Here is a 26,724-nt window from a genome sequence, read left to right on the forward strand (position 1 = left end):
TTTTGTATTCCAGCCAGATCGAATAGATAAATTAGAGTTACTTTTAGTTGTTAAAAGTAACTTTTTTATATTTAGGATATGGTCTATTGAACGAAACTCTTACGGCGGCGAGACATAGACATAACCATGCCAGCACCAACTAAACCTAAGCCTAGCATTGTGGTTGGCTCAGGAACGCTAACTGGTAGAGTGCTGAGAGTTAACTGGTAAGTGCTTGCACCCCCAGAAAAACTAGCGTTCAAAATGCCCGCCGCAAGAGTTTGTCCATTGAAATTAAATTCCCCCAAAATCCCATCTAATGCATTAAAATTAATGCTATTCCCACCAAACAAAGTTGTTCTGGTAACTACAGAATCATCTAGGTCAAAGGTAAGAAGGCCAGTAATGCCATCCAGGGTTTCTGATCCAAAATTAATGAATTGAGTGTAAGTGCCTGTAGAGTATGTAGCGCTTGTGTTTGATAAAATAGCTGTCCTGTTTAAATTTAGCGTCTTAATTGCAATAGGCGTTGTGCCTAAGTTTGGTGAGAAGGCTAAAAAATCACCGGTACTACTACTAGGGGTAATATTAACATTAGTAAATGTAATGCTAGTAGTAGTTGGATTGGTTCCAACATTATCAATGGTAGATGTACCAGAAAGACCAATACTTCCGTTCAGGGTTACAGCTTGAGCAGACCCAGCAGAGGTAAACAAGCCAGCAGCAGCTAAAGGAATTGCAGCAGTAATGGCTAAAGTTGCATTTAGTAATATAGATTTAAAACCAATCATTGTCTTCGACGCTCCTAGTAATAATCTTAAATCAGAGCAATTGCTTTACTTTTAATCTCAGTAATTTATAGAAAATACTGTCAGTGAAAGCGAAACTTGCGTGATGTATTTCTGATCTCCATAAAATCACATAGATTCGGAGTATGCAAGATTTACTGAGTGGTCTTCATTACATCTTTAAGACATCGCCATTTTTTATGAAATTTTAATTTTTTATATATCTACGCTTCATATATCTTCCATTTAAAAGAGTTTTAATCGTTGGCGATCGCTTTGGCTTTAATAAAGGTAGTTACCGTACCAGAAATTTAATGGTCAATTTTGATACTAGAATTACTCAACCATTTTTTAGATAAATGGAGTATGCACTGTATTTATAATCTCTTCAGTTACTAATATTTAGTGAAACGGTTCCTCTCGGAGAATAAATGAGAGGAACCGCTATATTTTTTTATGATCGAATCTGTCAAAGCTTTAAAATATTAAGTACCAAATACCTGTGGCCAAGTTGTTACAACGAAAACTACAACTGCGGCGATCGCTAACAACCCTTGAATCAAATTTCCAACCAAAGACCCGACTACAATTCCTATACCTGCTTTAATCGCCACCCGAAATTCACGTCGGTAAAGGTATTCACCAATAATTGCTCCTAAAAGCGGCCCTAGTAAAATTCCTAACAGTGGACCCCCAAAAGGTAACGTTGGCAATAGTCCTAAAAATCCCACCACCAAACCAACAATTGCACCAATTTGTCCCCACTTGCTAGCTCCAGCTTGTCTTGCTCCCACGTAGCTAGCTAAAAAATCCACTCCGACACTGAGCAGTAAAACTATAATTGTCACAATTAGTGGAATCTTGATAGCTGCAAAGGAACTACTAACAATCCCCCAGATAATAATTGCAATTAGAATTAAGCTGCTACCGGGAATGGCAGGAACTACCGCACCGATAATACCCACAAGCATTACGGCAACTAATAGCCAATAAATAATTTGCATAGATCAATTGTAAATTTCCAATTTTTTCGTAGGGGCACACAGCGCCCCTACTATATATTCTATCTGGGTAAGATGGTGAAAAATTATTAGTACACTGTGTAGAAGTTTGCCTACCTTTAACCAGTTACTCAGAGGATGTCTGAGAAGTATCAAATATTGGTTGATCCCCCCTTAAAAAGGGGGGAACTGGAATCAAAGTCCCCCAATTTATCGGGGAGCCACTGCGGTCTTCTCCCAAAGGGAGAGGCTAACGCCAAGGGGGTTTCCCCCATGAGCAAGTGGCGTGGATTTAGGGGGATCTCCAAGGGTTAGGTGTATATCTGACTTTTCACGTTATGTGGAAAAGTCCACCAAAAACCTAACCCCCTAACCCCCTTCCCTCCTAGGGAGGGGGGAAAATTCAAAGTCTCTCTCCTTAAAGGAAGAGAGAAATAGAAGTGAGGTTTTCCAGATGCTGCTGAATTGTCAGAGGTGTATATAAATAAAACTTTTCAGACATCCTCTCAGAGCAATTTGTCTTAATTGAAATCGTAGCTGAACTTACGCCTTGTCACCTAATGCTTCTAAACTTCTATTTAAAACCTCAAAACCCATGACAAGAAAAATATTAACTGGACTCAGTTCTGAAGCCTACGAACACCCTTTCGATCGCAAAGCCTTGGCTTCTTTACAAAATATGCCCGGTGTCTCCCTGCTACTCAAAAAAATTAACGAATATGGCATCGATCGCCTACTGAGACTGCAAAGCCTTGGGAGTGAAATTAGAATTTCGCCCCGTAATTTTCCCGAATTACATCAAGCATTTGTGGAAACCTGCCAAATTCTTGATGTTGCTCCACTTCCTGAACTATATCTGTTTCAAGGTACAGGTCATATTGAAACTTACATTGTTGGGGTGGAAAAACCCCTCGTCGGTATCAATTTAGATGCAATGGAGTGGCTGGGCGCGGATGAGTTGCTTTACATTTTCGGACACGAAATTGCTCGGATCAAGAGTCAGCACATGATTTATCATCAAATGGCAATTGTGATGCCAACTTTGAAAAATTTGTTAAGCAGTACCACACTGGGAGTTGGTGGCTTGGTAGCCGGTGGAATGGAACTGGGTTTGTATAATTGGCGAATGATGGCTAGGTTCACTGCTGATCGTGCTGGTTTGCTTGCTTGTCAGGATATTGACGTAGCAACCACTGCACTGATGAAACTCGCAGGTTTGCCAGATGAGTACTTGACTACTGCTGTAATCGAAGATTTCCTCGTCCAAGCCCGCGAATTTGCATCTAATAGCTTTGATACTGTCGATAAAGTCACCAAAATATTAAGCTATACAGAATCAGGGCTTTCTTGGGTAGTTATGCGGGCTGGTGAGTTATTGAAATGGGTTGATTCAGGAGCTTATGATAATTTAATTCAACAGACAAATTTATTGACACCAGAACAACCAGAAGAAAAAGAAGGAAAGACGCCAGAAGAAAAGGAAGGTTGGAATTTTTTGACTTCTTGGTAAAAAATATTGAGGTTATACCATTTCTTTGTGAGGCTGCGCCAAATTTTCTTTCCTTCTTTCTCTCTCTTTGTGTCCAACTCTTACGAGACGCTGCGCGAATGCGCCCTTCTCCCTTGGCGCTAGCCTCTCCCTTTGGGAGAAGGGGAGACGCTAACGCGAATGCGGTTCGTTCCTCATATAGTTTGGCGCATCTTCATACAGAATTGGTATTAGTTTGTAGTTTACCCCTTTGGGGATCTTGCTACGGATAGCGTCTCGTAGAGACGCTTTGCGAACACTACAAACCTTTAATTATTTACGCCGATCTAGTTACAAATTACGAGTTATTCTGACACATGATCGACCTAAGTTTAGGTTAGGTCACTTGGTTGGATAAAGTCGAGCTAAGAGTAACGGCTAATTTATCGGCAATTCCCGCAATCCAGTTTTCATCTTGTTTGGTATAACTACGAGGAGTATTCGCTGCCAAAATTAACGCACCTTGGTTGCCAATAGGTTGACAAATTACACCTTGAGTATTCTCTGGTAAATAATCAAATTCAACTCTACCTGGATATACTTTTAACGCAACTAGATAAATCGGCTTTTGTTTTTCGAGTACTTGTTTTAAGATTACTCCTGGTACAACCTCAGATTTGGTACCCAGAATCCCGCGACGCAACAAAACTTTACCCTGATAAAAAACCACAAGCGATCGCGTTACTGTATTACTCAACAATAAGTGAGATGCCCAGGCTAACTCTGTTTTCACGGTTTCTGGTAAATCTGCTGCAAGTTCAAAACCAACTTCACCGATTAGTTCTACAGTATCAGGCGATCGCGGCTGAACTTGCTGCCAAATTAAACCCGTCAAAATTAACACCGCACTCAAAATCACGCCCACCACATCACCACGCGATTGAGACTGGGTTAATTGTGGTGTTAATAAGCGATTAATCAGCAAAAGCACAGCGCCTAGCCCACCCACGACAATGGGTAGACGCCGCAAAACTCGATTAGGATCAGTCATTAGTCATTAGTCATTAGTCATTAGTCATTGGGAATTGGGAATTGGGAATTGGGAATTGGACAATAATTAATAGTTCTTCTCCCCCTGCCTCCCCTGCTCCCTTCCCCCTGCCTCCCCTGCCCCCTGCCCCATGCCTCACTCCTCCCCTGGTTCAATAATCCGTTGGAAAAGATAACCAGTACCCCGCGCTGTGAGAATCAATTCTGGGTTGCTAGGATCATCTTCTAACTTTGCCCGCAAACGGGATATATGCACGTCTACTACACGGGTATCTACATGACGTTCTGGTGTGTAACCCCAAACTTCCTGCAAAATTTCCGAACGAGAAAATGCTTCTCCAGAGCGACTGACTACCAACTCTAACAAGCTGAACTCCATACCCGTTAATCGAATGCGCTCATCACCTTTGTAGACTTGTCGCTTATTCGTATCGATTTTAATATTAGCGACATGAATTACCCCAGAACTGGGAATGCCAGAAGCACCGTTTTTATCTACCCGCCGCAGCACCGACCGAATCCGGGCTTCTAGCTCCTTGGGGGAAAATGGTTTAACTACATAGTCATCAGCACCCAATTCTAATCCGGTGATGCGATCGGCTACATCACCCAAAGCTGTTAGCATAATAATGGGCACATCTGATTCTTTTCGTAATTCTTGACATACACCGTAGCCGTCTAGTTTTGGCATCATTACATCCAAAACTACCAGGTCAGGATCAGTTTTGCGAAAAGTTTCCAAAGCTTCTTCGCCATCGCCAGCCGTCACTACATCGTAGCCAATCATGGAAAGGCGCGTTTCCAAAATCCGGCGAATGCTGGCTTCGTCGTCTACCACCAAGATTTTTTCTTTATGGCTTTCCAAGTTTCTCTAGGCTCCTTAACTAAAAATTTACATGATTAATTTTTAATACCATAATATTAAGATATCATTCCACCAATTGATTTGGAAAAAGCTCTAAATCCTACTATGATTAGTTTTTAGTTTTTTTCAAGAATTAAGTAAATATTAAGATTATTTAATAAAATTTAAGAATGGCAAAGCCAAAAACCTTTTTCACTTGTAACGAATGTGGAGCAGAATCGCCCCAGTGGTTTGGTAAGTGTCCAGCTTGCGGCACTTACAATTCTCTAGAAGAACAAATTTCTATTCAATCCTCAGTAGATGTACCCAGTCGGGGGGGAGTGAGTAGCTGGCAATCAACTCAAGGCAATGGCAAATCTCACGCTAAACCAGCTAAAGCGCGAGCCTCCTTAACATTTGATCAAATTACCGATCGCCAAATCGCCCGATGGGAGTCTGGTTATGGAGAATTGGATCGGGTGCTTGGGGGTGGCATTGTCCCAGGTTCTATGGTGCTGATTGGTGGCGATCCGGGTATCGGTAAATCGACTTTATTATTGCAAGTATCAAATCAATTAGCCCAAAAATATCGCATCCTTTACGTAACTGGTGAAGAATCGGGACAGCAAGTAAAATTACGAGCTTCTCGTTTGGGAGTATCAAAACCCCTAAGTGTGGTGAATGAGGAGAATGTTACAGTAGTCTTAGAGACTACACTTCCTATAGACCCTGACAGTATAGGTGCAGATTTATATGTACTGCCAGAAACAGATTTAGAAGAAATTTTACGGGAAATAGACTCTCTAAAACCAAATGTGGCGGTGATTGATAGTATCCAAACGGTGTTTTTTCCCGCTTTGACTTCTGCACCCGGTTCAGTGGCTCAGGTACGGGAATGTACCGCAGCACTGATGAAGGTGGCGAAGCACGAAGATGTCACCATGCTGATTGTGGGACACGTCACTAAAGAAGGAGCGATCGCCGGGCCAAAAGTTTTAGAGCATTTAGTCGATACAGTGTTGTATTTTGAAGGCGATCGCTTTGCTTCCCATCGGTTATTACGCACAGTGAAAAATCGCTTCGGTGCAACTCACGAAATCGGCATCTTTGAAATGGTGACAGAGGGATTGCGAGAAGTCTCCAACCCCTCAGAGCTATTTTTAGGCAACCGTGACGATCCCGCTCCCGGTACAGCCATTGTGGTTGCTTGTGAAGGTACTCGCCCCATTGTTGTGGAATTGCAAGCTTTAGTGAGTCCCACCAGCTACCCTTCTCCTCGGCGGGCTGGAACTGGCGTAGACTACAACCGCCTGGTGCAAATTCTTGCCGTCTTAGAAAAACGGGTGGGAATTCCCATGTCCAAGTTAGATTCTTACGTTGCTTCTGCGGGTGGGTTGAATGTGGAAGAACCGGCGGTAGATTTAGGAATTGCGATCGCGATCGTTGCGAGTTTCCGCGATCGCATAGTTGATCCCGGTACAGTATTAATCGGTGAAGTTGGCTTAGGTGGACAAGTGCGATCGGTTTCCCAAATGGAACTGCGGTTAAAAGAAGCTGCTAAGTTGGGATTTAAACGAGCGATCGTGCCAAAAGGGACAAAATTTCCTGACTTGAATATTGAGATATTACAAGTATCTAAAGTAATAGATGCAATTATCGCTGCTATCCCCCATCAGGAATTGACAGCCGACGATTTAGAACCCGATGAAGATGAATAACTACTGGGGACTGGGAAAACAGTCTCTAGGCGTGTTTTCAAAGTCTTAGATCCCCCCAACCCCCCGATAAATTGGGGGGCGAAGAGTCTCTTAAAGTCCCCCAATTTATCGGGGGATTTAGGGGGATCTAAAAGTTAGGAGGCTGAAACAGTAGTTTGAAAACACGCCCCCCAATCCCCAATCCCCAATCCCCAATCCCTAATCCCCAGCCCCCAATCCCCAATCCCTTTTACACACCAAAGGAAAACCCGCCATGACAACCCTCACCCAGGTTTTCCCAAAGCTGTTAGCAGTACAATTCACTACTTACAGGTAATTGGCTATGCCAGTGTAGGAGATTGGAGTCCACTGCTACCAACCGCCAACCCAGGTGAAGTAATGAGTATTTTAAGCCGTCAAATTTTAACGCAATAACCCCTATCTAACTTAGATCCCCGACTTTTTTGAAAAGTCGGGGATCTGAACATTGCTTAAAGTTTAAGCTTGGGAAAAGAAGTCGTTGCAAATTAGGAATATGGTATTTGATTGGGACGAAGAAAAAGCCAGAAGCAACCTTGCCAAGCATAGTGTTTCTTTTGATGAAGCTACTTCTGTGTTTGACGCTCCGCTCTTTTTAACCTTTGCCGATCCAGAACACTCCCTTCAAGAGCAACGTTTCATTATTATGAGAGAATCAGCCAAAGGGCGATTACTAGTTGTCGCTTATACTGACCGTGCAGGCACCACGCGCTTAATTAGTGTCCGTCCAGCTACCCGTAAGGAACGCAAAGCTTATGAGTCAGACCTTTGAAATGGATGATGACTTACGTCCTGAATACGACTTTACTCAACTCCCAGTTATAGCGCGCGGTCAAGGGCGCAAACGATCCACCCTAACTGTCCAGTTAGATCCCGATGTAGCAGCAATTTTTCCAGATTCTGGGGCAGTTAATGAAGGGCTGCGCCTATTGATAAGATTGATTCAACAAACATCATCCCAAACAGGTGTACAGTCTGTAGCTGTATCAAAAGAGGCATAGCTATTAGCCTCAACTCCGTAAAAACCTCGCATAACCCGAATCATCCGCCGAAAGGTTATCTGCGGCGGATGATTGGGAACGTTAAAGTAAATTTAGGTTTGCCATACCCCAGATGAATTATTCTCGCTTTTGCTAATCACGCTCCCCTATCTGTCGAGCAAAAGCGATGTCTACGACGGGCTATTCGGCGTCGCCCCATTTAGTCTAAAATGCGATCGTCATAGGTTGATTACGATTGAATACACTGCTTATTGTAGGCTGCATCAAAATTGCCTCAAATATCCTTTGCCAAAAACTGAGATTTATGATGTGCAAAAATAAAATATCAGTAAAACTACGGTTTTGAGCAATGGCGTCGTCTTGCAGCCGAGCAATTACTAAAAGGCTACAGCGAAGATGATGCTGTCTACGACATGATTTAAGTAATTCAAAATTATCAACCTGATCTAAGAACAATGCTAGAAATAACCAAAAATTATGTCATGGATGAAAATCAGCAAGCGATCGCTGTACAAATTCCTATAGCTGACTTTGAAAAAATTGAAGAAATATTGGAAAACTACGGCTTGATACAGCTAATGGAAGAATCGGAAGATAATGACCGCCTCTCTAAAGACGAAGGATGGAAATATTACCAATCATTAAAGCAAAAGAATGTGGAAAGTTGAATATACTAAAAAATTTTTAAAAGAATTAGCAGATTTACCACAAGATGTGCAAGCTCGGATTGAACCAATCGTCTTTCAAGAACTAGAATCAGAAAATCCCTTTGATTTAGGCTATTTGCAAAAAATGAAAGGCTACGACGATAAATATAAAATTCGCGTAGGTGATTACAGAATAGGTATTAATGTTGACAAAGAAACACAAACATTAATTTGTCAAAGAGTCGCACATCGTAAAGATATTTATAGAATTTTTCCTTGATACAATCTTTAACTTAGGTCAAAGTCTCCCCTCCCCGCAAGCGGGGTGGGGTGTTAGGGAACTTTTGCAAGAAGTCTAATGAATTTGAGTAATTTTAGCTTGTGTACCATCTAAATTTTTAGTCTTATGTGCTACTTCAGCAACTCGAAATTGTTCACCCACAAATGTCAAAGAATTAGCTAAATTTTCCCGCCAGTATTGCCAAGTGTGACTGCCAGGAAACTGACGAAACAAATTAGAAATTTTTAGGTTGTTTAGTACTTTAGTAAATTGTTTGGCTTCGTCGATTTCTTCAATATCTGATGTCCCTGAATCCAGGTAGATTTTCAACCTTTTTTTAGCTTGTAGGGGAATGGTTTTGATATAAGTTATTGGGCTATTTTTCGGGCCGCTTTTGTCATGAAAATAACCACTATGACTAAATAAAATTGAGAAATGATCCACGTTGTGTAATCCCACATTCATTGCTCCCCAACCACCAGAAGATAAACCACCTATTGCCCAAAAATCTGGATTAGTTAGTGTCCGATAACGGCTTCGCACAATTTTTACTAACTCACTCCCTACGGCTGTGGAGACTTTACCGTTAGGTCCATCGATATATTGCGGGTCCCAGTAGGGACTAGAACCACGTTTGTCGTTACCATCTGGTGTGATGATGATGCTGGGTGGCAACTTACCCGTAGTATAAAGTTGTTCCACAGTCTTGAGAGCTTGTCCCTTATTGGGAATAAACCAATCACTGGGGTTGCCATGTCCACCGTGGAGGAGAAAGATTACAGGATAGCTTCGTTTTGAGTTTTGCTCATAGCCAGGAGGTAATGAAACGCCGTAGGTACGACTTGCGCCCATTACTTGACTATCGTAAGTTTCAATTTTATAGCTGAGGGGAGTAGCCAAGTCGCTAGGATTCTGGGATGTTAACAGAGAAGCCGTTGTTTGTAAATTCTGCTGTTGCTGTGATTTTGCTGCTAAACTTTGACAGGAATTACAGCCAAATAGAGTTAATACTGAAACTAGCAAGAGAATTTTAGATTGTTTATAGTTCATCTTTGAAAGGCATTGGGCATTGGGCACTTGTACTGAGCGTAGCCGAAGTATGGGGCGGTTAGTGGTGGCAATGATAAAGTTTACCCAAGTAATTTGTCAATGCTGTGTCAACAAGATGGAAACTTTGCGACTGGTTGTAAATTAAAAGTCAAGAGTTAGGATAAGTTTCTTCACGATGCTTAAAAAGTTGCGACTCAATTTCAGTTCTTTGTTTGGCTTGTTGCTGTTGGTGCTTTCTTTGTGGGCGATCGCTAGCCAATTGCATCAGTATAATTATCGTGATATCCTCAACTCTCTAGCCGCTATTCCCAAAAGTCGCTTAAGCTGGGCAATTTGGCTGACAGCTTTGGCCTATCTAGTGATGATTGGGTACGATATTTTGGGTTTTAGCTACATTAATCGTTCTCTAAGTTGGAACAAGATTGCTCTAACCAACTTTATTAGCTCTGCATTTAGTAATACCATCGGTTTTGCTTTATTGACTGGCAGTGCTATCCGTTATCGATTTTACTCAAATTGGGGAGTGTCAGCAGTTGCGATCGCTCAAGTAATTGCTTTCGCCAACTTCAGCTTTTGGTTGGGGATGTTTGCGGTTGCTGGGTTAATATTTGCGATCAATCCTTTGACAATTCCCACACAACTACATTTGCCTTTTGCAACAGTACGTCCCATTGGTGTAATTTTTTTGCTGCTGATTGCTATTTACTTGTTGGGAAGTATTTTAATTAAACAACCATTAAGCATTCGTCACCAAGTATTTCGCTTTCCTTCTTTGCCAATATCCTTAGCTCAAATTGCAATTTCTAGCCTGGACTGGATTCTGGCTGCGGCGGTTTTTTATCCGCTACTTCCTAGTAATACACCTTTGTCTTATCTGGATTTTTTAGGAATTTATTTATTAGGGATGTTTGCAGGTGTGGTTAGTAATATTCCTGGCGGTTTGGGTGTCTTTGAAACTGTGATGTTGCTGTTTCTCTCTGATGATAAAATTTCGGCGGCGGCAGTTTTGGGATCACTGTTAGCTTATCGGGGAATATACTACTTTTTACCTTTGCTACTTGCAGCATGTTTGCTGGGAATATATGAAATTAGATTTAGAGCCGATAGATAAAGCGATCGCACCCCACAAAATCAAGTTAAAGAATCTGGATCTATCCCCAACCTTCGCAATTCTTCTGCAAACCTGTCGGCGCGTTGTTCGGCAGCAATCGCGCTTTCTTCTGGTGTTAGATATCTCACTCCTTGTTTGTCATACCAATACAACCAATCCCGCGTAATTCCCTGATAGGTTGCCCGTTCATAACCAATTGCTAAACCTATCTCTGATAACCAAACTAGATTTCCTGGCTGCAATACATATTCACCATTTACAAAGCGATAAACTTCTAAAGGTGGTTTTCTCCGGCGTTGGGGATTGTAGACAACATAATACAAAATCTCCATCTTTGCATAAAGTTTCTTTTTGTTAGTATATTCCCCACGTCGTTTATGAGAAACAACCTCAAGCGCCATAATTGGCATCACCTTTTCTTCCCACAACACATAACTCAAGCGCAAGTTCTCATCAAAAACTCGCTCGACTCCTAAGCTTAAAAATCCATCAGGTACAACCGGCGGTAGTTCGGGATCGTAATAAATACCCATATCAACCCCAAAAAACCAATCCATACGGCTTGTCCATAACCAAGCGAGGATTGCTTTGAGCAAGCTGGGAATTAAATCTTGTAGTTCATTGTCCACGGGTGTATAGTCAGAATCGGGCAGATCCTCGGCGGAGGGTAAACAGTGCAATGGGTTGTAATTTAACATGGTGGGTGCGTAGGCTAGCAAAAACCGCAGGTATCGCAAACTTATAATATCGATCATATCTATCCACCTCTGACTTTTTCTTGCGATAATTCCCAAGGGGGACGCGCTCCTCACTGGTTAGTAAAAGAGGGATAGATGACACTCAAGCGGTTGATTTTAATTTTTATACTGACGCCCATAGCAGTTCTGTTGGCAGTTTCGCAATTATTCGCTAGTTGGCAAGAACCTCAGTTCCAAAGTCGCCTAGAACTGTACCAAACAAATATTGCTCTCCAAGCCCAAGCTTGGCAATCAGAAGATAGCAATGATGACAATCTCCAGGCGATTCGGGAAGCTATACTTGGCGATCAACCCCTGGAAAGCTCCACAAAGCAGTATGAGGAGGCGCGTCAATCAGTTCAAGCTAATTTGGACAAAGTTAATGGCAAACTTGCACAATTACGCTCTCAACCGGAAATAACTCCCACACTTCCGAAACCTTTACCTGACGTTCCTCCCACTACTAAAACCTCTAAACAGGGACAGAAACAGTTACAGCAATCTCTCAAGCAATTACAAAAATTACTGGCTGAATTAGATTTGCGCCTGGGAATTTTACAAGCACAGCAAGGACAGACGGATACAGCTCTCAAAACTTGGAGCGAATTACAACAACGCTCAAATATCAATCCAGAATTTGGGGAAACCGCTTCTGTATTGAGTGGACTATGGAGTAATCCTCCCCGTCTGCTCCAAAATGCTCAAGAACGAATTCAAAAGAATTTAGAAGGTTGGTTTCGCTCTACTGCTTTGGTTAAGTTATACGAACTCCAGCAACGACAAGACGCTTTATCAGCAGTCAAAGCTGCACAACAAGAATCTTCGGCTCAAGCGGTGGTGAAATTGGCGGTTATTGGCACTATTCCGACCTTAGCAGCTTTAATTGGTCTAATACTGCTGATTTTATTATTTGCTCAACGCTTGTTGAAAGGAAAAGCCTCGTTACTAGCTCAAAATGCTGATGTTCCTTGGTCAACTCCTTGGGATGGTGAAACGGTTTTGCAGGTTTTTATCATCGGCTTTTTCTTTATGGGGCAAATTTTTGTGCCCTTGGTGATATCGCGGCTACCCATTCCGCATCCTATTGTTGATGTGCGACTTCAGGCGTTTTCTGTCTTGGTTAGTTACCTATTGGTAGCATTAGGGGCGCTGTTAGTGCTGTATTTCTCTCTCAAGCGCTTTTTTCCACTACCCGAATTCTGGTTTCGCTTCCGGTTTCAAGATAACTGGTTTTGGTGGGGACTGGGAGGCTATTGCACGGCTTTACCTATAGTTGTGGTGGTATCTTTGATTAATCAACAGCTATGGCAAGGACAAGGTGGTAGTAATCCTCTGTTGCAACTAGCCTTAGAAAGCCAAGATGGTGTCGCACTTGGCATCTTTTTCTTTACAGCAGCGATCGCAGCTCCATTTTTTGAAGAACTTCTCTTTCGCGGCTTTTTGTTACCCTCTCTAACTCGCTACTTACCCGTGTGGGGAGCGATTCTGATCAGTAGTTTGTTGTTTGCGATCGCTCACCTCAGCTTGTCGGAAATTCTTCCCCTGACTGCATTGGGGATTGTTTTGGGAGTAGTTTACACGCGATCGCGCAACCTCCTCGCTCCGATGTTAGTCCACAGCCTGTGGAATAGTGGTACACTACTAAGTCTATTTATTTTGGGTAGCAATTAATACTAATTCTATACGGTTGCTTAAACCTAAAATATCTGTTTCTATCACCATAAGTAAGAACAATTTACTAACATTTATTGTCATCTGGGTGATTTTAGCTAGCAACTGATCTTGTGATTGGTGCGTAGGGGTAGCCCGTCGTACTCGTACAGAGAAGGCATCGCAAAAAAAATCCGGAAATAATACTGATGGACTTGTAAAAAGTGGTGTGTAATAGCAGTTTTTGCTGATTATTGAGGTTCATTCTTCTCAAGATAAATGCCTTACCTAAAAATCTGCAAAACTGCCGCACCAGGGTTTGAAATCATCAAATCCACCGAAACTCATTCAGGAGCGCCAGATTTTTAGGCTATGCCGCAAGATATCTTAGCGTCTCCTTTGGAATAGAAGCACGCTGATTTTGGTTATTCGTCTTAGGACTTACTCATAATGAAAAAATTAAAACTCTAGTTATTAAGCAAATACATTTACTTGCTTTCATTGCAAGAAGGACTTTATTTTTATACTCACTTATCAAGGAGCAGCACTCAATTATGGCAAATCTCAACCCCACCCACCCAACCAAACAACTTTTAGCTGGTTACTGTGGCATTATCCTTGGAGCATTTGGGGTTCATAAGTTTATTCTAGGATACGCCCCAGAAGGCTTTATCATGTTAGTGATTTCTGGAGTTGGGGGTTCTTTCAGCTACAGCATTGCCTTTTTAATTATGCAACTTGTAGGTTTAATTGAAGGCATGATCTACTTGAATAAGTCTCCTGAAGAATTTGGAAATATTTACTTTGTGAATAAGCAGGGGTGGTTTTAAGCTGATGTGCAGCTAAATTTTATAACAAGAAAACCCAAAAATCTTGTAGTCCGGGCATCTTGCCCGCGTCCAATATACAAATTAAATACGCAACAGCTTAGTGCTGGAAGTGTCAAAATTTATTACTGTGGGAGATATGCAGGTGCTAAGTAAGAATAATTACATTAAGATTGAGGATGTCATTTATAGTTGAGGAGTATCCCTCATAGTGTCTAATATCAACCCCAGTGATTCTAGCAGCAAAAAAGTTGCAGCCGGCATCTGCGCTATCTTGTTAGGGGCTTTAGGTATTCACAAGTTTATTCTTGGTTACACTACTGAAGGTCTAATCATGCTGCTTGTTACCATACTCACATTTGGTTTTGGTGGGGCAATAATGGGGATTGTTGGTTTGGTTGAGGGTATTATCTACTTAACCAAGACTGATGAAGAATTCCTCAATACTTACATCGTCGAGAAGAAAGGCTGGTTTTGATTGCCGTTTGAATTTAATATGCATTGGTGTTTGAATTATCTCCTTATCCTTTGTCATACCACGGTAAATTAGTTCGCTGGGGTTTACTAGGATTTTCCTGTACACCCCTATTTGCTACTTATTTTTATCACCAAGGTTATAGAGTAGGATTCTTAGTTTGCCCAATCCGGCATTTAACTGGAATTCCATATCGTAATTTTTTGAGTAACTATTAATTGAAGTTATTGTGTACAGCATTTATAGGTATAAGTAAGTAAGTCGGTGAGAAAAATTCAATGTATATCAATAAATATAAATTAGCTGTAGCTGTAGGGTGTGTTATGCCTTATAGCAACGCACCTGAGATTGTTGACGGTGCGGCGCTTGGCGACAACACACCCTACATGAAAATTCCTTAACATAGCTGGAAATATTAGCACCGACTTACTTAGATACTTTTGTTAAAAATTATGAATCCTACTGCGATGCCAACTATAAAACGTAAACAACTGATCTGGATCGTCTTCTTGTTGTTGGGCTTTGGCTATTTCAGCGCCATGTCTAATTTGGAAATTCACAATTTTTGGAAAAGCCTAATTGTGCTGATGCCAATGCAGGTTGGAGCAATTATTTATGTAACTTACCTACGCTGGAGCCGTCATTGACCCTTAGAGGTTGTTTGAAACAACCTCTTAGCAAGATCCGATAAATTAAGAAATTTAATAGGGTTGACATACAGTCGTAGTTCCATATTTAGCCTACGCTCAAATTAGAGACGCTTTTATTCAGGCGTTGAATTTCTGTAGCGAATCTAAACACAAGCCATGCAACTCGTCCCGAAAACTAAGCTAGCCCCAGAACTTGACCCAATCCTAGAGAAGATTATTCTCGATGTTGGGGGCATGAAGTGTGCTGGGTGTGTGAACGCAGTACAGCGACAGCTAACCCAACATCCAGGAGTCAAGAGCGCCTGTGTGAACCTGGCCACAGAGGTAGCAGTTGTAGAGTCAGAAGTTGGTGCAGTCGATGCAGATGCACTCGCACAGCGATTAACAGGCGTTGGATTCCCAACTCAACCCCGAAAAGCTAGTGGCACCTTAGCTGGTGAGATATCTACTTTACCAGACCCAGCAGAACGACAACGCCAAGAAATGCGTTCTTCTGTAAGACAGTTAGCGATCGCTGCAATGTTGCTGTTATTGTCGGGAAGTGGACATTTTGGTAATCTTGGTAGCTCAGTGCTGCCAGTGTTAAATAACATCTGGTTTCACTGTGGATTGGCGACAGTGGCGCTATTAATTCCCGGTCGCCCGATTTTAGTTGATGGCTGGCTGGGCTGGCGGCGAAATGCGCCGAATATGAATACCCTGGTGGGATTAGGAACGCTGACGGCCTACATTGCCAGTTTAATAGCACTGCTTTTTCCCAAAATGGGTTGGGAGTGCTTCTTTGACGAACCAGTAATGATGCTGGGCTTTATTCTCTTAGGAAGAACATTAGAACAACAAGCTAGAGGTCGCGCCGCCGCCGCATTTAGGAAATTGCTGGCACTCCAGCCACTCTTAGCGCGATTGATTGCCAACCCAGAGAAAGGCAAAGTAGGGTCTTCTAGTGTAGAGATTCCGGCTGAACAGGTGCGTGTTGGAGAATGGTTACAAGTGCTGCCAGGTGATAAAATCCCTGTCGATGGGGAATTGGTGGTTGGTCAAACAACGGTGGATGAGTCAATGTTGACTGGGGAAGCCGTGCCAGTAATCAAGCAACCGGGAGATATGGTGACAGGGGGAACGTTGAACCAGTCAGGAGCGATCGCTATTCAGGCAACCCGGATTGGAAGTGATACAACTTTAGCTCAAATTGTCGCCCTAGTAGAAGCCGCCCAAATTCGGAAAGCCCCAGTACAGAAATTAGCAGATACAGTGGCGGGTTACTTTACCTACGGGGTGCTGACGGCATCTTTATTAACATTTGTCTTTTGGTACTTTTTCGGCACTCACATCTGGACTAATGTCACCATGTCTGGTGGCATGGAAATGATGAGCCACGCTTCCCACTCCGTAGAGACGCGATTAATCGCGTCTCTACCCACTCCCCACTCTCCCCTATTAATCAGCTTAAAACTAGCGATCGCAGTTATGGTAGTCGCCTGTCCCTGTGCTTTGGGACTTGCCACCCCAACAGCTATTCTCGTCGGGACTGCAATGGGCGCAGAACGGGGTTTGTTAATCAAAGGCGGCGACGTTTTAGAAAAAGTACACCAACTAGACACCGTAGTTTTTGATAAAACAGGTACTCTCACCACAGGTAATCCCATCGTCACAGACTGTCTGTTAATTGAGGAAATGGGCAGTGGGGAGTGGGGAATAGGGAATAGGAAACCCCACTCCCTAATCCAACTAGCAGCAGCCGTAGAAAGCGGTACTCACCACCCCCTAGCAAAAGCGATTCAGCAAGAAGCACAACGCCAACAGTTATCGATTCCAGAGGCTGTGGACTTTCACACTGAACCAGGATTAGGGGTGTCTGCTGTGGTAGAAGGCACAGTTGTACTATTGGGTAACTGGGAATGGTTGAGTTGGCACGGCATTGCCATTAATGAAACTGCACAACACATAATGCAGGATTTGGCAACAGATGGTAAAACAGTCGTTTGTGTAGCAGTTGGGGGAACATTAGCCGGACTAATTGGTGTTTCTGATACCCTCAGACCAGATGCCCAATCCACAGTAGACAAATTGCGTCAGATGGGCTTACGGGTAATGTTGCTCAGTGGCGATCGCCTAGAAGCAGCTAGTGCCATAGCCAAACAATTAGGATTAGACAGCGCTGATGTGATCGCAGGTGTCCCCCCAGCCAAAAAAGCAGCTGCAATACAGTCTCTCCAACAAGCAGGAACAAAAGTAACTCCTCACTCCCCACTCCCCACTCCCCACTCAATTGTCGCAATGGTCGGAGATGGAATCAACGATGCTCCAGCTTTGTCCCAAGCAGATGTCGGAATTGCTTTACACTCCGGGACAGATGTGGCGATGGAAACTGCTGAAATTATTTTAATGCGCGATCGCTTAAACGATGTTGTCGAATCTATTCAGCTTAGTCGCGCCACCTTCAACAAAATCCGCCAAAATTTATTCTGGGCTTTCGCATATAACACAGTTGGCATTCCTTTAGCAGCAGGTGTTTTATTCCCTAGTTTCGGTTTTGTCCTTAACCCATCTGGTGCTGCTGCATTAATGGCTTTTAGCTCTGTTAGCGTCGTCACAAACTCAATATTATTACGGCGATTAGCTCATCACCCGTAAAATGTTCTTTTGTAGGTAAGATTTCCAAGCACAAATCTTGGTTCTTCTCATCTCAAGTTAAACTGAGTTGGTATTCAGGTTTTACACAGCCCAAAAGTTTATTGAGACACTTACCAAAGCTATCATAGCTACTGGAGTAGAACGGACATGTTCTACTCTTTCAAGCTATTATGCAATTTTAAAGCTTAATTTAGATCAGCACCCTCGATTTATGGTGCAAGAAAATGGCCGGATACGATACTAAACAAATCTTGATAAATCACAGTTCCACCAATTTGTCAATGGCAGCAGAAACCAATGAAAACCATCTACTGATTATTGAAGACGATCAAGGTCGCAAAGAATTTTCTCTAGAGTACCCCGTCTACTCCATCGGTAGAGATCGCGAGTGTAATATCCGTTTGATGTCGCAGTTTGTCTCCCGCCGCCATGCCACATTAGTAAGATTGCCACGAGAGCATAATAGTCATAGCTACTATTACCGGATTGTAGATGGCGATGCTAAAGGTAAGCCTAGTTCCAATGGTTTGATGATTAATGGACGCAAGATACCAGCACACGATCTCAGAAATGAAGACGAGATCGTTTTTGGTCCTCAAGTACGTGCCATTTATTACCTTTTAAAAAACACTCAGCGTTTGGGACAAACAGATTCGAGCGAGTACGACATTACACTAATAAACCCCGGTATGGCCGAGGATTTAGAGGATAATTGAGTCTCTGGGTCAATGGCTGACTGGAGGCAGCAGCCCCTAGTCAGCCATTCCCATGTAGAGCATGGGAACGAAAAAACAATGGGAAATCGAATTTTTTCGACTTGTGTGTACACCGTAAGCCGGCAGGGAGGGTCTGGGGGTGAGGTGTTAGGGGACTTTTGCAAGAGGTCTAACGCTCTTTTATTACTCTCATCAGATTAAATTTGAAACCCTATTTTGACGTTAGTCCGCGCAGGCGGACTTTGCTTGTGTAGCCGCGATTTCTAATCGCCTGGATTATTCTCTCTCCAGAGTCATAGAAGAGCGCTAATCACCAAAACTATCCTGCAAGACTTTCTATCAAATGCCAATGGCGGCTACTTTCAATAGCCTGCTTGATGAATTCAAACATTTGTCGGCAGTAATTATCTAGTTGGAGTGGTAGTTCTTCATTTTTAATCACAATACTCATCCGAGTTTCTGTTTCGGTAGATTTTGATTTATCAATCAGTACTTCTACTGTTATCAATTTAGGAAAAGGAACATTGCCAGGAACCTGACGAGCGATAATGTAATCGCCCGTGTGGTATTGAATATCCAACTGACAGTCCTGTAGAAGTTCTACAAGTAACGGCAACAGATGGTCACTCTTGACAGAAACAATAAATGAACAGGTATAGCGAGCCATAATAGCCCCAGGCCTTGCAACACTCTGTCCATCGTATAATACCGAAGCATCTAAACAGAAAGTCATTAAAAAAGCAAAGTTTTTGAGATCAGAGATATACAGTCACATCTGCTCTATCCACAAGGAAAGTGCCGTAAGCTAAAAGTTTGATCAAAAACTTTACAATGAAGGTTTGGCTGAGGTGGAAAATGAAAGTCGCAATTACTGGAGCAACAGGATTTGTCGGTAGTCTTTTGGTACAACGACTCCACGGGGAAGGTCATAAGATAGTAGTATTAACTCGGAACACCGCCTTTGCTAAAAAGGTTTTTCCATCTGAGGCTTTTCCCAATGTAGAAATTGTTGCCTATACACCAAATACATCTGGTTCTTGGCAAAACGTCATTTCTAGTTGTGATGGCGTAGTTAATTTGGCAGGAGAACCCATTGGTGAAGGACGCTGGACACCAGAACGCAAACAAGAAATCCTCAATAGCCGAAAGTTAGGTACACAAAAAATAGTTGAAGCAATAGCCAATGCTAATCCGAAACCCAGCGTGTTAATTAACGCTTCGGCTATCGGCTACTACGGCACCAGTGAAACCGCAATCTTTGATGAAACTAGTCTATCTGGTAACGATTTTCTTGCCCAAGTTTGCCAAGTCTGGGAAGCAGAAGCGAGAAAGGTAAAAGATGCTGGTGTACGCTTAGTAATTCTGCGTTTTGGGATTGCTTTGGGCAATGGTGGTGCTTTGGGTAAAATGATTCCGCCTTTCAAACTCTTTGCTGGTGGTCCCATTGGCAGTGGCCGCCAGTGGTTCTCATGGATTCACGTAGATGACTTAGTTAAATTAATTGTGCAAGCTTTAACTAAACCGGAAATAGAAGGCGTATATAATGCCACTGCCCCTAAACCAGTTCGGATGGCAGATTTAAGCCAAGCTTTGGGACAAGTGATGAATCGCCCTTCTTGGCTACCTGTTCCGGCTTTTGCGATCGAAGCGCTTTTAGGAGATGGGGCTATAGTAGTTTTAGAAGGTCAGCAAGTCATCCCAAAACGCACTGTGGAAACTGGTTTTGAGTACAAATATCCTAATTTGCAATCAGCATTAACAGAAATTCTGAAGTGAACTACCCACACTGACTTCGAGTACCAAGTACAGTAGCGATTTTGTACGGATAAAACCCCATAAATCACAATTCCCCACAGCGATCGCTACAGGGAATCATGGGGTTATGTGGTTTTTAGCGACGGCGCGGTTAGTCGTCATCCTCACAATTGTTTATCAACTCGCGTAGGCGACGTATGTTCTCTGGCTTTACGGTTAACAGCCCTAGATCACAAAGACGCGATAAATCGCCGTCTCTACAATAATCAGTCCTTTGTAGAGACGGCGATTTATCGCGTCTCTTGCCTTAGCGTGAACCAAAATACATCTAACACCTGCTATTTGAGATACTGATAAAATACGAATAATAGCATCTTTTAATAAGCCAGACCCTATACCCTGTCCTTCCCATTTGGTATCTACTGCTAGTCTACCAATAAGCATACACGGTATAGGGTCTGGCGCGTTCCGTTTAGCTTTGCTAACAGCTACTAAATGAGTTACAGATCCGGTTGCTAAACAGTAATAGCCGCCATTTGCATGACTGGATTTTTGGCAATGCTTCTATGAATAAGCAGGAAAGGGGCAGATTTTCTGGGGTAAGTGTCTCTTCTGCTGCGCTATTGACTAGAGAGAAATTTTTTGGAAACCCAACTGATAATACCGCTAAGAATGGCGCCGCCCATAAGAATGCCGATCGCTGGGTTAAACAAGGGTTGCCACAGTTTATGCCATAAATCCAAACCCAGGTTGACTCCCGCCGCATCACCGATCGCAGCGATCACTAACCAGCCAAAGCCAAACAAAACCAAAAAAACATCTGCGACTAAAACCATATTTAGCCAATTTAACAATTTATCTTTCATGATTTAGAGTGGGGAATGGGGAATGGGAAATGGGAAATGAGGAATAAGAAATGGGAAGTTGGTATTAGGAAGAAACAAGGTAGACAACAGAGACCTATTCAATAATTTTTCCTTGTCCCTCTTGTCACCGAACAAGGCAAAAGTAAAAAGTAAAAAGGCACTCATCAAGAAAAAGAAAAATGGTTTGAGAGCAACTAAATTTATTTATGGAATCAAATAAAAACATTTATAACGATAGCGCCGGCGGCAAGCGAGTCATCGAGCGTCGTGGCGTAGCGCCTTCGCATGATTGCGTCTCGTAGAGAGAAATAATACGTCATTATTAAATCCCCTAAATTTATTTATGGGGATTATCTTTTTACTTTTTACTTTTTAACACTCCCTACTCCCTACTCCCTACTCCCCATTCTCATTTTTCAAACAGCCAATTTTTGACTTTTGTCAAACTCTGCCAATCTGGTTTTCTACTTAAACCGTCTTGAATACTACTTTTTATTTCATCCTGCCATTCTTCATTGACAAAAATTAGCTGCTGTGCTATGTCAATGTGTTCCCGCAAACCTTTTTGCTTTGTTTCCAGCATTGCTAAGGCGAGATTTATTCTCCCCTGGGGATCTTGTGGGTTTAACTTAACTGCCTTCTGTGCAGCTTTGTAAGCCAAGTTCGGTTTGTTATCGAGTAGATATAACCAGGCTAAACAAACCCAAGCAGCACTAGTTTTCGGAGCGCGATCGCACACTTCTTTAAATACAGGGATTAAAGAATCTACTGCTTCTCCTGCTTTATAGCGTTCTAAACCTGTATCAAACAGGGATTCAACTGTATTAGTCATTGGTCATTAGTCATTGGTCATTGGTCATTGGTCATTGGTCATTAGTCATTGGCGAGCCAGTGCGGTCTTCTCCCAAAGGGAGAGGCTAGCGCCAAGGGGGTTTCCCCCATGAGCAACGTTAGCGATAGCGCCGGCGGCAAGCGAGTCATCGAGCGTCGGCACGAGCGTCACCCGAAGGGTCATTGGTCATTGGTCATTAGGCAACTGCAAAAGATCAACGACAAATGACGAGGGACAAATGACAAAGGATTATATTATACCCCAAATGACTTGCCGCAACCGCAAGTTTGGTTAGCATTGGGGTTAGTGAATTGGAAACCACCGCCAATCATGGCATCGCTATAATCGAGCATTAATCCGTAGAGATATAAAAGACTCTTGCGATCGCTGACAATTTTGAAGCCATCGTAGTCAAAAACTTCATCTTCCGGGGTGATCTTACTAGTGTCTTCAAAGTCCATCATGTAAGACATCCCAGAACAGCCACCCTGACGTACTCCTACCCGTAAGCAGAAGTCTGTCCCTTGCTTGTCCCGGAGGGATTTTACCTGGTGCAATGCGGATTCGCTCAACAGAATTCCGCGTTGTTGAGCCTGAATTGCTTGTGTCATCTGCTTTTTTAACTCCTTAATTAGTGTCAGCATTACCCCCTATCGGCTTAATTAATGCCTCTGGGTTGCCCGTTGAGTGTTTTTGTATTCATTCTAGCGACATCTAAGCCGCTAGATACCAAATTGTAAACACTCCGTTAAAAGCAGCCAAAGATTTTTATTCTAGAATTGAGAGACTCTTTGTGTTTCTACATCCGGTATTGTTGAAGTTCAAGCCTTGCGGCAGCAACAGAAGCAACCACCCTTCAGGTGCAGCCAGAAAAATTTAATTCGAGGCTAGTTATCCCCCAAAGTTTACTTCCAAATTGCTTCTTTTGATCTCTATGACAAGTTTTAATCGCTCTACCAGTCGTCGCTTGAAGAAATTAGCTCAAATTCCTTCTGTATGGGAGGGCGATCGCCGTCCGTTGTCATCACCAAACCAATTCTCAGACCCAGAGGCAAAGGGAGAATGCATTCTTTGGGTAGATTACTCCCAAGGTATTGTCCGAGGTATGGACGTGGTAGCTTCAGAGATCGGCCCCGAAGCAATAGTTCGCACCTTAATGCAAGCAATGGAACATCCCCAGAGTCCAGCAAGACCTGCTAGACCCCAAAGAATTGTAGTCAAAGACCGCGAGATCCAATTTTACCTGCGGGGGGTGCTGCAAGATTTGGATATCGCCATTGACTACGCACCAGAACTGCCTTTAATTGACGAACTATTTCGGGGATTTGCCGATCTTCTTGATAGTCAAACCCCCGACTTACCCCCACAATATGCACAAATCTTGCGAGAGAAAGCATTTGCAATTTGGCAAGCAGCACCTTGGGAATTTTTGGAAGAACAGCAAATTTTGTCCATTGAGATTAATAAGTGGGATGTCGGTACAATCTACGCCTCAGTCATGGGAATGCTGGGAATGGAGTATGGAATTTTGTTTTATCGCTCAGAAGAGTCTTTAAAACAATTTCGCGCCGCAGTTTTAACAGATGAAGAATCAACGGAGCATCTAGAAGAAGCTTTCCTCAAACAAGATTGCCTGTTTCTCACTTTTGAGAGTGCTGATCAAACCGATGAAGATGAGGATGAGGATGAAGAAGATGATTTGGCGGATCTGCCATTATCAGAAATTGACCCCACCTTCGGTAATATCCACCCCTTAGAAGGACTACGGTCTGTTTTGTATGACGAAGAAGCACTGGTAATGTTTGTTGCCATCGAAAGCCTCAGCCGCTTTATTCGCGATCACCGTCGCCAACTTCATGAAGACATCTTCCCTCCCCTCAGCCGTCGCTATCGCATTTCTCTACCGCAGTCGGAAGAATCAACTAAATCTCTACCTGTGACAGTCTCTACCATGCCCCAGTTAGCCGCAGAATTAGAGGAAATGGCAGGCTTTGATGACGACGATCAGGAGATTGATAACCTTGACTTCCAATCATTGCAAGATGACTTGATACCAGAAGATTCCTTCCTCAGCTTGGGTGTGGTGTCCTGGGAAATGTTGGAGTGTCTGCGAAAAGGGGTCACATACCATCAGGCTGGTGAAATCAAACAAGTGGGTGACGGTTTGCCGGTGATTTTAATTCAAACTTCCCGGCCCAAAGCCAAGACTGTAATTGAAAGAATTGAAACAGCAGGCGGACTGAGAGCAATTTGCTTTAATCCAGGTGCGAACCCCAACGATGGCGATCGCTACGACCTCGGTTTATTACAAACTCAAAATGGCGAATTGTTCCTATTTGGTGAATTTTTAGATGAAGATCCGATTCATGTAGAAGCCCGGAAAAAGTGGAATCAGCGCTGTAAAAATACTCAGGGCTACTGTGGCTTAATCATTGCCAAAGGACTAACGGGAGCCTCCCGTGGCAATCCTCAGTTACGAGATATGATGGCTTTGTTTGAAGCGCGATCGCTTTCACCTCAAGATTTAGGTATTGGCACTCTCCAACTGATGCCCCAACTGAAATTTGAATAGTTACACCAATTGCCACAATCCTCAATCTCAAATTGTGGGTACGAGAAATTAAGTCAATATGTATTTGATTTGCATCTTGACTGAAACTGCATTTCGCAGAGGAAAAGGGGAAGGTTTACTTTTTAACGTTTACCATCTTCTCTTTAACAACTTAGTGTTGAGCGGAGCCGGAGCGTCTCCGGTGAAGTAAAAAATACTCAGGATTCTTCATAAAAAGCGGCGGGAAACTCCACCCCAGGTGTCTGTAGAGGGATAGCCGCCCCGCCGCTTTAGTCATTAGACATCTCCAGAAAAGAAAAAGACCCCTCTCCAAACCTCTCCCCGTTGGCGTCAGCCTGTCGTCAGACAAGCGGAGAGAGGCTTTAAAACCCCCCAACGCTAGTAGGGAAGGGGGGAAGGGGGGTTAGGTCTGCGTATAATTGTGTGGTATCTAAATCTTTTCTAGAGATGTCTATTAGTCAAAAGTCATTGGTCATTGGTACTAAATGACTAAAAACTCCATCCCGCAAGTGGCGTGGAGTTTTTTATCCTTGTTCGTTTGCGTACCTCTCATATCAGATCCGCTTGATTAGAAATAGGAGTGAAAAAGAATTGTTTTGACCTAGCAGTGCTACGTCTCTACAAGGGTTCTGGGTAACGCATATTTAATTTCTGGAAATGTCTATTGCTTATTAAACCCCAAGAACCCCACCCCGCCAAAGCGATGCTTTGTCTTTGCTCCCGAAGAGCGGGGAGGCGATTAAGGGGAGCCAGTACGTTGGGCGGCGAGCCACTCTTGTTGCATCTGGTGTGTGGGGTGTAATGACTGTGGTTAGCCTAACTAATTATGCGGACATGATATCAGTTCGCGGCACCTTGCAATCCACATTCATGTATATGTTTAGAAGTTAACTTTACCTAAATTTCATGAAGTACGTGTATTCTCATAGTTTTCCCATGATTACGCTTGTATAAAAAACCACAAAATACTCAATAAAAAATTATCTGCAAAGTTTGGCTTAATCAAATCTGGCTAACGCACTTAGAGGTTGTTTGAAAAGTATTTCCCTGTGATTTTAGGCACTTTGAGATCCCCCCTAACCCCCCTTAAAAATGGGGGAACCGGAATCAAAGTCCCCCAATTTATCGGGGAGCCACTTGCTCTACTTGGGGTCTCCCCAAGTAGAGCAAGTGGCGTGGATTTAGGGGGATCTCAAATTTTTGATACCGACAAGAGGACTTTTCAAACATCCTCTTAGATATCGGAATCTTTTTTGAACAGATTTTTGAGTTTAGGATCTTATCACATATCAATATCATCAAGCAAAAGTTCAGATATATATATTTTCTTTGTATTTTTTTTATAAAGAACGAAAAATAGCTTACTTAGTCTCTCAATGAAGATTATTTAAAGTGCATAAATCATAGCTATAATAAATTAACTACCGAAAAATATTGAGATATACAATTAACTTTATGGATATATATACCAAACAGTAGATGATTGGAACTCAACCCTTTATTGCCAGTAATTTATCTCTTAGTTTAAATCTGAGAATAATCTTTGCTGTCTATTTTTTAGCAACATAATTCGCTAAAATTTTATCCAACTCGAAATAGATGAATCCGAATAATGGGAAAAAATCGCTGATTTGAAAGTAACTTATGTCGCTAGATGGAAGATAAAAAATATGCAAAATTCCATTTTATCTTGACGTAAATTAGTGTAAAAGCATGAAAAAAAACTAAAATATTATCGGCAACAGTCAATTAACATCACACCTATTCTGGGTTAATTCATCTGTGTGAAATTACAGATAATGCTGTCAAATTTTACCAAGATAGTTGGCTATTGACACCCAGTAGACTGAGTTTTGAGACCTTTTTTCCGGCTACTATATTGGCACCGAAAAGCAATCAGCTTGACTTATATCTTGCACCTAGCCCTGGCGATTAGAAATCGCGGCTATACAAACTTTCGTCCGCGTAGGCGGACTAACGCAAAATTAAGGGTTTGAAACCCGCGTAGGTGGTCACTGAGCTTGTCGAAGTGCGGGTTTTGCTTGTGTAGCCGCG

The 26,724-nt window shown here is 42.6% G+C and carries 27 protein-coding genes; 16 read left to right on the top strand and 11 right to left on the bottom strand.

All coding sequences use genetic code 11. From position 1 onward, the window contains the following. Positions 1-83: 83 nt before the first annotated feature. Both V7K97_RS02115 and V7K97_RS02120 read right to left on the bottom strand, forming a co-directional pair. The gene (locus V7K97_RS02115) at positions 84-770 is read right to left on the bottom strand and encodes a PEP-CTERM sorting domain-containing protein (RefSeq protein WP_334799051.1); all 687 of its coding nucleotides are present in this window, start codon (positions 768-770) and stop codon (positions 84-86) included. A 482-nt stretch (positions 771-1,252) separates the two neighbouring features. Next, positions 1,253-1,771: a DUF456 domain-containing protein gene (locus tag V7K97_RS02120; protein ID WP_334799052.1), complete on the bottom strand. Its 519-nt coding sequence runs from the start codon at positions 1,769-1,771 to the stop codon at positions 1,253-1,255. A 592-nt stretch (positions 1,772-2,363) separates the two neighbouring features. Between V7K97_RS02120 and V7K97_RS02125 the strand changes: the two genes are divergently transcribed. Next, positions 2,364-3,278 carry a M48 family metallopeptidase gene (locus tag V7K97_RS02125; RefSeq protein ID WP_334799053.1) on the top strand — a complete coding sequence of 305 codons (915 nt, stop codon included), beginning with the start codon at positions 2,364-2,366 and terminating at the stop codon, positions 3,276-3,278. 355 nt (positions 3,279-3,633) lie between these two features. Here V7K97_RS02125 and V7K97_RS02130 read toward each other — a convergent pair whose 3' ends face one another. Both V7K97_RS02130 and rpaB read right to left on the bottom strand, forming a co-directional pair. Then, positions 3,634-4,287, bottom strand: coding sequence for a cofactor assembly of complex C subunit B (locus tag V7K97_RS02130; protein ID WP_334799054.1), 654 nt, complete (start codon positions 4,285-4,287; stop codon positions 3,634-3,636). 135 nt (positions 4,288-4,422) lie between these two features. Next, positions 4,423-5,151 carry a response regulator transcription factor RpaB gene (gene rpaB / locus V7K97_RS02135; RefSeq protein WP_334799055.1) on the bottom strand — a complete coding sequence of 243 codons (729 nt, stop codon included), beginning with the start codon at positions 5,149-5,151 and terminating at the stop codon, positions 4,423-4,425. A gap of 170 nt (positions 5,152-5,321) precedes the next feature. On the opposite strand from rpaB, the gene radA reads away from it, so the two are divergent. The 6 genes from radA (at position 5,322) to V7K97_RS02160 (ending at position 8,794) form a co-directional block, all read left to right on the top strand. After that, entirely contained in the window at positions 5,322-6,848 is a 1,527-nt protein-coding gene (radA, locus tag V7K97_RS02140; RefSeq protein ID WP_334799056.1) for a DNA repair protein RadA, read from the top strand. A 180-nt stretch (positions 6,849-7,028) separates the two neighbouring features. Continuing rightward, the gene (locus V7K97_RS31885; protein WP_442936925.1) at positions 7,029-7,262 is read left to right on the top strand and encodes a hypothetical protein; all 234 of its coding nucleotides are present in this window, start codon (positions 7,029-7,031) and stop codon (positions 7,260-7,262) included. 100 nt (positions 7,263-7,362) lie between these two features. Then, positions 7,363-7,638 (top strand): BrnT family toxin, encoded by a 276-nt coding sequence (locus V7K97_RS02145; RefSeq protein WP_334799057.1) that lies wholly within the window; start codon positions 7,363-7,365, stop codon positions 7,636-7,638. Then, complete coding sequence (locus V7K97_RS02150) at positions 7,622-7,867, top strand: hypothetical protein (protein ID WP_229492087.1); 246 nt, start codon at positions 7,622-7,624, stop codon at positions 7,865-7,867. The genes V7K97_RS02145 and V7K97_RS02150 overlap by 17 nt, the downstream gene beginning before the upstream one ends. Before the next feature lie 455 nt (positions 7,868-8,322). Next, positions 8,323-8,535 carry a hypothetical protein gene (locus tag V7K97_RS02155; RefSeq protein WP_334799058.1) on the top strand — a complete coding sequence of 71 codons (213 nt, stop codon included), beginning with the start codon at positions 8,323-8,325 and terminating at the stop codon, positions 8,533-8,535. Beyond that, complete coding sequence (locus tag V7K97_RS02160) at positions 8,522-8,794, top strand: type II toxin-antitoxin system RelE family toxin (RefSeq protein WP_334799059.1); 273 nt, start codon at positions 8,522-8,524, stop codon at positions 8,792-8,794. Before V7K97_RS02155 ends, V7K97_RS02160 begins: the two co-directional genes overlap by 14 nt. A gap of 75 nt (positions 8,795-8,869) precedes the next feature. Here the strand turns inward: V7K97_RS02160 and V7K97_RS02165 are convergent, their stop codons facing one another. Then, on the bottom strand, positions 8,870-9,844 hold the full coding sequence (locus V7K97_RS02165; RefSeq protein ID WP_334799060.1) for an alpha/beta hydrolase: 975 nt from the start codon (positions 9,842-9,844) through the stop codon (positions 8,870-8,872). 175 nt (positions 9,845-10,019) lie between these two features. On the opposite strand from V7K97_RS02165, the gene V7K97_RS02170 reads away from it, so the two are divergent. Beyond that, entirely contained in the window at positions 10,020-10,955 is a 936-nt protein-coding gene (locus V7K97_RS02170) for a lysylphosphatidylglycerol synthase domain-containing protein (protein ID WP_334799061.1), read from the top strand. Between the two features lie 20 nt (positions 10,956-10,975). On the opposite strand, the gene V7K97_RS02175 is transcribed toward V7K97_RS02170, so the two are convergent. Further along, a complete protein-coding gene (locus V7K97_RS02175; RefSeq protein ID WP_334799168.1) occupies positions 10,976-11,653 on the bottom strand; it encodes a Uma2 family endonuclease in 678 nt (225 codons plus the stop codon). 135 nt (positions 11,654-11,788) lie between these two features. On the opposite strand from V7K97_RS02175, the gene V7K97_RS02180 reads away from it, so the two are divergent. The 6 genes from V7K97_RS02180 to V7K97_RS02205 all read left to right on the top strand — a co-directional run bounded on the left by V7K97_RS02180 (position 11,789) and on the right by V7K97_RS02205 (position 18,644). Next, the gene (locus V7K97_RS02180) at positions 11,789-13,363 is read left to right on the top strand and encodes a CPBP family intramembrane glutamic endopeptidase (RefSeq protein ID WP_334799062.1); all 1,575 of its coding nucleotides are present in this window, start codon (positions 11,789-11,791) and stop codon (positions 13,361-13,363) included. Between the two features lie 533 nt (positions 13,364-13,896). Then, positions 13,897-14,172: a TM2 domain-containing protein gene (locus V7K97_RS02185; RefSeq protein WP_334799063.1), complete on the top strand. Its 276-nt coding sequence runs from the start codon at positions 13,897-13,899 to the stop codon at positions 14,170-14,172. A 208-nt stretch (positions 14,173-14,380) separates the two neighbouring features. After that, positions 14,381-14,647 carry a TM2 domain-containing protein gene (locus V7K97_RS02190; RefSeq protein WP_334799064.1) on the top strand — a complete coding sequence of 89 codons (267 nt, stop codon included), beginning with the start codon at positions 14,381-14,383 and terminating at the stop codon, positions 14,645-14,647. Between the two features lie 449 nt (positions 14,648-15,096). Beyond that, positions 15,097-15,291 (top strand): hypothetical protein, encoded by a 195-nt coding sequence (locus tag V7K97_RS02195; protein ID WP_334799065.1) that lies wholly within the window; start codon positions 15,097-15,099, stop codon positions 15,289-15,291. A gap of 159 nt (positions 15,292-15,450) precedes the next feature. Next, positions 15,451-17,928 carry a heavy metal translocating P-type ATPase gene (locus tag V7K97_RS02200; protein ID WP_334799066.1) on the top strand — a complete coding sequence of 826 codons (2,478 nt, stop codon included), beginning with the start codon at positions 15,451-15,453 and terminating at the stop codon, positions 17,926-17,928. Between the two features lie 224 nt (positions 17,929-18,152). Beyond that, positions 18,153-18,644 carry an FHA domain-containing protein gene (locus V7K97_RS02205; RefSeq protein WP_334799067.1) on the top strand — a complete coding sequence of 164 codons (492 nt, stop codon included), beginning with the start codon at positions 18,153-18,155 and terminating at the stop codon, positions 18,642-18,644. A 319-nt stretch (positions 18,645-18,963) separates the two neighbouring features. On the opposite strand, the gene V7K97_RS02210 is transcribed toward V7K97_RS02205, so the two are convergent. Then, the gene (locus tag V7K97_RS02210) at positions 18,964-19,311 is read right to left on the bottom strand and encodes a hypothetical protein (RefSeq protein WP_334799169.1); all 348 of its coding nucleotides are present in this window, start codon (positions 19,309-19,311) and stop codon (positions 18,964-18,966) included. Between the two features lie 188 nt (positions 19,312-19,499). Here V7K97_RS02210 and thyD point away from each other — a divergent pair, with 188 nt between their 5' ends. Next, positions 19,500-20,420: a thylakoid membrane protein ThyD gene (gene thyD / locus V7K97_RS02215; protein WP_334799068.1), complete on the top strand. Its 921-nt coding sequence runs from the start codon at positions 19,500-19,502 to the stop codon at positions 20,418-20,420. 204 nt (positions 20,421-20,624) lie between these two features. Here thyD and V7K97_RS02220 read toward each other — a convergent pair whose 3' ends face one another. From V7K97_RS02220 to V7K97_RS02235, 4 genes are all read right to left on the bottom strand, one after another. After that, a complete protein-coding gene (locus V7K97_RS02220; RefSeq protein ID WP_334799069.1) occupies positions 20,625-20,843 on the bottom strand; it encodes a hypothetical protein in 219 nt (72 codons plus the stop codon). A gap of 176 nt (positions 20,844-21,019) precedes the next feature. Further along, positions 21,020-21,265 carry a hypothetical protein gene (locus V7K97_RS02225; RefSeq protein WP_334799070.1) on the bottom strand — a complete coding sequence of 82 codons (246 nt, stop codon included), beginning with the start codon at positions 21,263-21,265 and terminating at the stop codon, positions 21,020-21,022. Between the two features lie 409 nt (positions 21,266-21,674). Continuing rightward, the gene (locus tag V7K97_RS02230; protein ID WP_334799071.1) at positions 21,675-22,097 is read right to left on the bottom strand and encodes a tetratricopeptide repeat protein; all 423 of its coding nucleotides are present in this window, start codon (positions 22,095-22,097) and stop codon (positions 21,675-21,677) included. 254 nt (positions 22,098-22,351) lie between these two features. Next, a complete protein-coding gene (locus V7K97_RS02235; protein WP_334799170.1) occupies positions 22,352-22,708 on the bottom strand; it encodes an iron-sulfur cluster assembly accessory protein in 357 nt (118 codons plus the stop codon). 323 nt (positions 22,709-23,031) lie between these two features. Between V7K97_RS02235 and V7K97_RS02240 the strand changes: the two genes are divergently transcribed. Beyond that, positions 23,032-24,669 carry a DUF6930 domain-containing protein gene (locus V7K97_RS02240; protein ID WP_334799072.1) on the top strand — a complete coding sequence of 546 codons (1,638 nt, stop codon included), beginning with the start codon at positions 23,032-23,034 and terminating at the stop codon, positions 24,667-24,669. Positions 24,670-26,724: the final 2,055 nt, after the last annotated feature.

Source organism: Nostoc sp., assembly GCF_036917815.1.
Classification (GTDB): Bacteria; Cyanobacteriota; Cyanobacteriia; order Cyanobacteriales; family Nostocaceae; genus Nostoc.

What these genes read in the sequence shown, in the direction of transcription:
- V7K97_RS02115 (WP_334799051.1), bottom strand. Translation starts at nt 770, where the DNA reads ATGATTGGTTTTAAATCTATATTACTAAATGCAACTTTAGCCATTACT.
- V7K97_RS02120 (WP_334799052.1), bottom strand. Translation starts at nt 1,771, where the DNA reads ATGCAAATTATTTATTGGCTATTAGTTGCCGTAATGCTTGTGGGTATT.
- V7K97_RS02125 (WP_334799053.1), top strand. Translation starts at nt 2,364, where the DNA reads ATGACAAGAAAAATATTAACTGGACTCAGTTCTGAAGCCTACGAACAC.
- V7K97_RS02130 (WP_334799054.1), bottom strand. Translation starts at nt 4,287, where the DNA reads ATGACTGATCCTAATCGAGTTTTGCGGCGTCTACCCATTGTCGTGGGT.
- radA (WP_334799056.1), top strand. Translation starts at nt 5,322, where the DNA reads ATGGCAAAGCCAAAAACCTTTTTCACTTGTAACGAATGTGGAGCAGAA.
- V7K97_RS02145 (WP_334799057.1), top strand. Translation starts at nt 7,363, where the DNA reads ATGGTATTTGATTGGGACGAAGAAAAAGCCAGAAGCAACCTTGCCAAG.
- V7K97_RS02150 (WP_229492087.1), top strand. Translation starts at nt 7,622, where the DNA reads ATGAGTCAGACCTTTGAAATGGATGATGACTTACGTCCTGAATACGAC.
- V7K97_RS02155 (WP_334799058.1), top strand. Translation starts at nt 8,323, where the DNA reads ATGCTAGAAATAACCAAAAATTATGTCATGGATGAAAATCAGCAAGCG.
- V7K97_RS02160 (WP_334799059.1), top strand. Translation starts at nt 8,522, where the DNA reads ATGTGGAAAGTTGAATATACTAAAAAATTTTTAAAAGAATTAGCAGAT.
- V7K97_RS02165 (WP_334799060.1), bottom strand. Translation starts at nt 9,844, where the DNA reads ATGAACTATAAACAATCTAAAATTCTCTTGCTAGTTTCAGTATTAACT.
- V7K97_RS02170 (WP_334799061.1), top strand. Translation starts at nt 10,020, where the DNA reads ATGCTTAAAAAGTTGCGACTCAATTTCAGTTCTTTGTTTGGCTTGTTG.
- V7K97_RS02175 (WP_334799168.1), bottom strand. Translation starts at nt 11,653, where the DNA reads ATGTTAAATTACAACCCATTGCACTGTTTACCCTCCGCCGAGGATCTG.
- V7K97_RS02180 (WP_334799062.1), top strand. Translation starts at nt 11,789, where the DNA reads ATGACACTCAAGCGGTTGATTTTAATTTTTATACTGACGCCCATAGCA.
- V7K97_RS02185 (WP_334799063.1), top strand. Translation starts at nt 13,897, where the DNA reads ATGGCAAATCTCAACCCCACCCACCCAACCAAACAACTTTTAGCTGGT.
- V7K97_RS02195 (WP_334799065.1), top strand. Translation starts at nt 15,097, where the DNA reads ATGAATCCTACTGCGATGCCAACTATAAAACGTAAACAACTGATCTGG.
- V7K97_RS02200 (WP_334799066.1), top strand. Translation starts at nt 15,451, where the DNA reads ATGCAACTCGTCCCGAAAACTAAGCTAGCCCCAGAACTTGACCCAATC.
- V7K97_RS02205 (WP_334799067.1), top strand. Translation starts at nt 18,153, where the DNA reads ATGGCCGGATACGATACTAAACAAATCTTGATAAATCACAGTTCCACC.
- V7K97_RS02210 (WP_334799169.1), bottom strand. Translation starts at nt 19,311, where the DNA reads ATGGCTCGCTATACCTGTTCATTTATTGTTTCTGTCAAGAGTGACCAT.
- thyD (WP_334799068.1), top strand. Translation starts at nt 19,500, where the DNA reads ATGAAAGTCGCAATTACTGGAGCAACAGGATTTGTCGGTAGTCTTTTG.
- V7K97_RS02220 (WP_334799069.1), bottom strand. Translation starts at nt 20,843, where the DNA reads ATGCTTATTGGTAGACTAGCAGTAGATACCAAATGGGAAGGACAGGGT.
- V7K97_RS02225 (WP_334799070.1), bottom strand. Translation starts at nt 21,265, where the DNA reads ATGAAAGATAAATTGTTAAATTGGCTAAATATGGTTTTAGTCGCAGAT.
- V7K97_RS02230 (WP_334799071.1), bottom strand. Translation starts at nt 22,097, where the DNA reads ATGACTAATACAGTTGAATCCCTGTTTGATACAGGTTTAGAACGCTAT.
- V7K97_RS02235 (WP_334799170.1), bottom strand. Translation starts at nt 22,708, where the DNA reads ATGACACAAGCAATTCAGGCTCAACAACGCGGAATTCTGTTGAGCGAA.
- V7K97_RS02240 (WP_334799072.1), top strand. Translation starts at nt 23,032, where the DNA reads ATGACAAGTTTTAATCGCTCTACCAGTCGTCGCTTGAAGAAATTAGCT.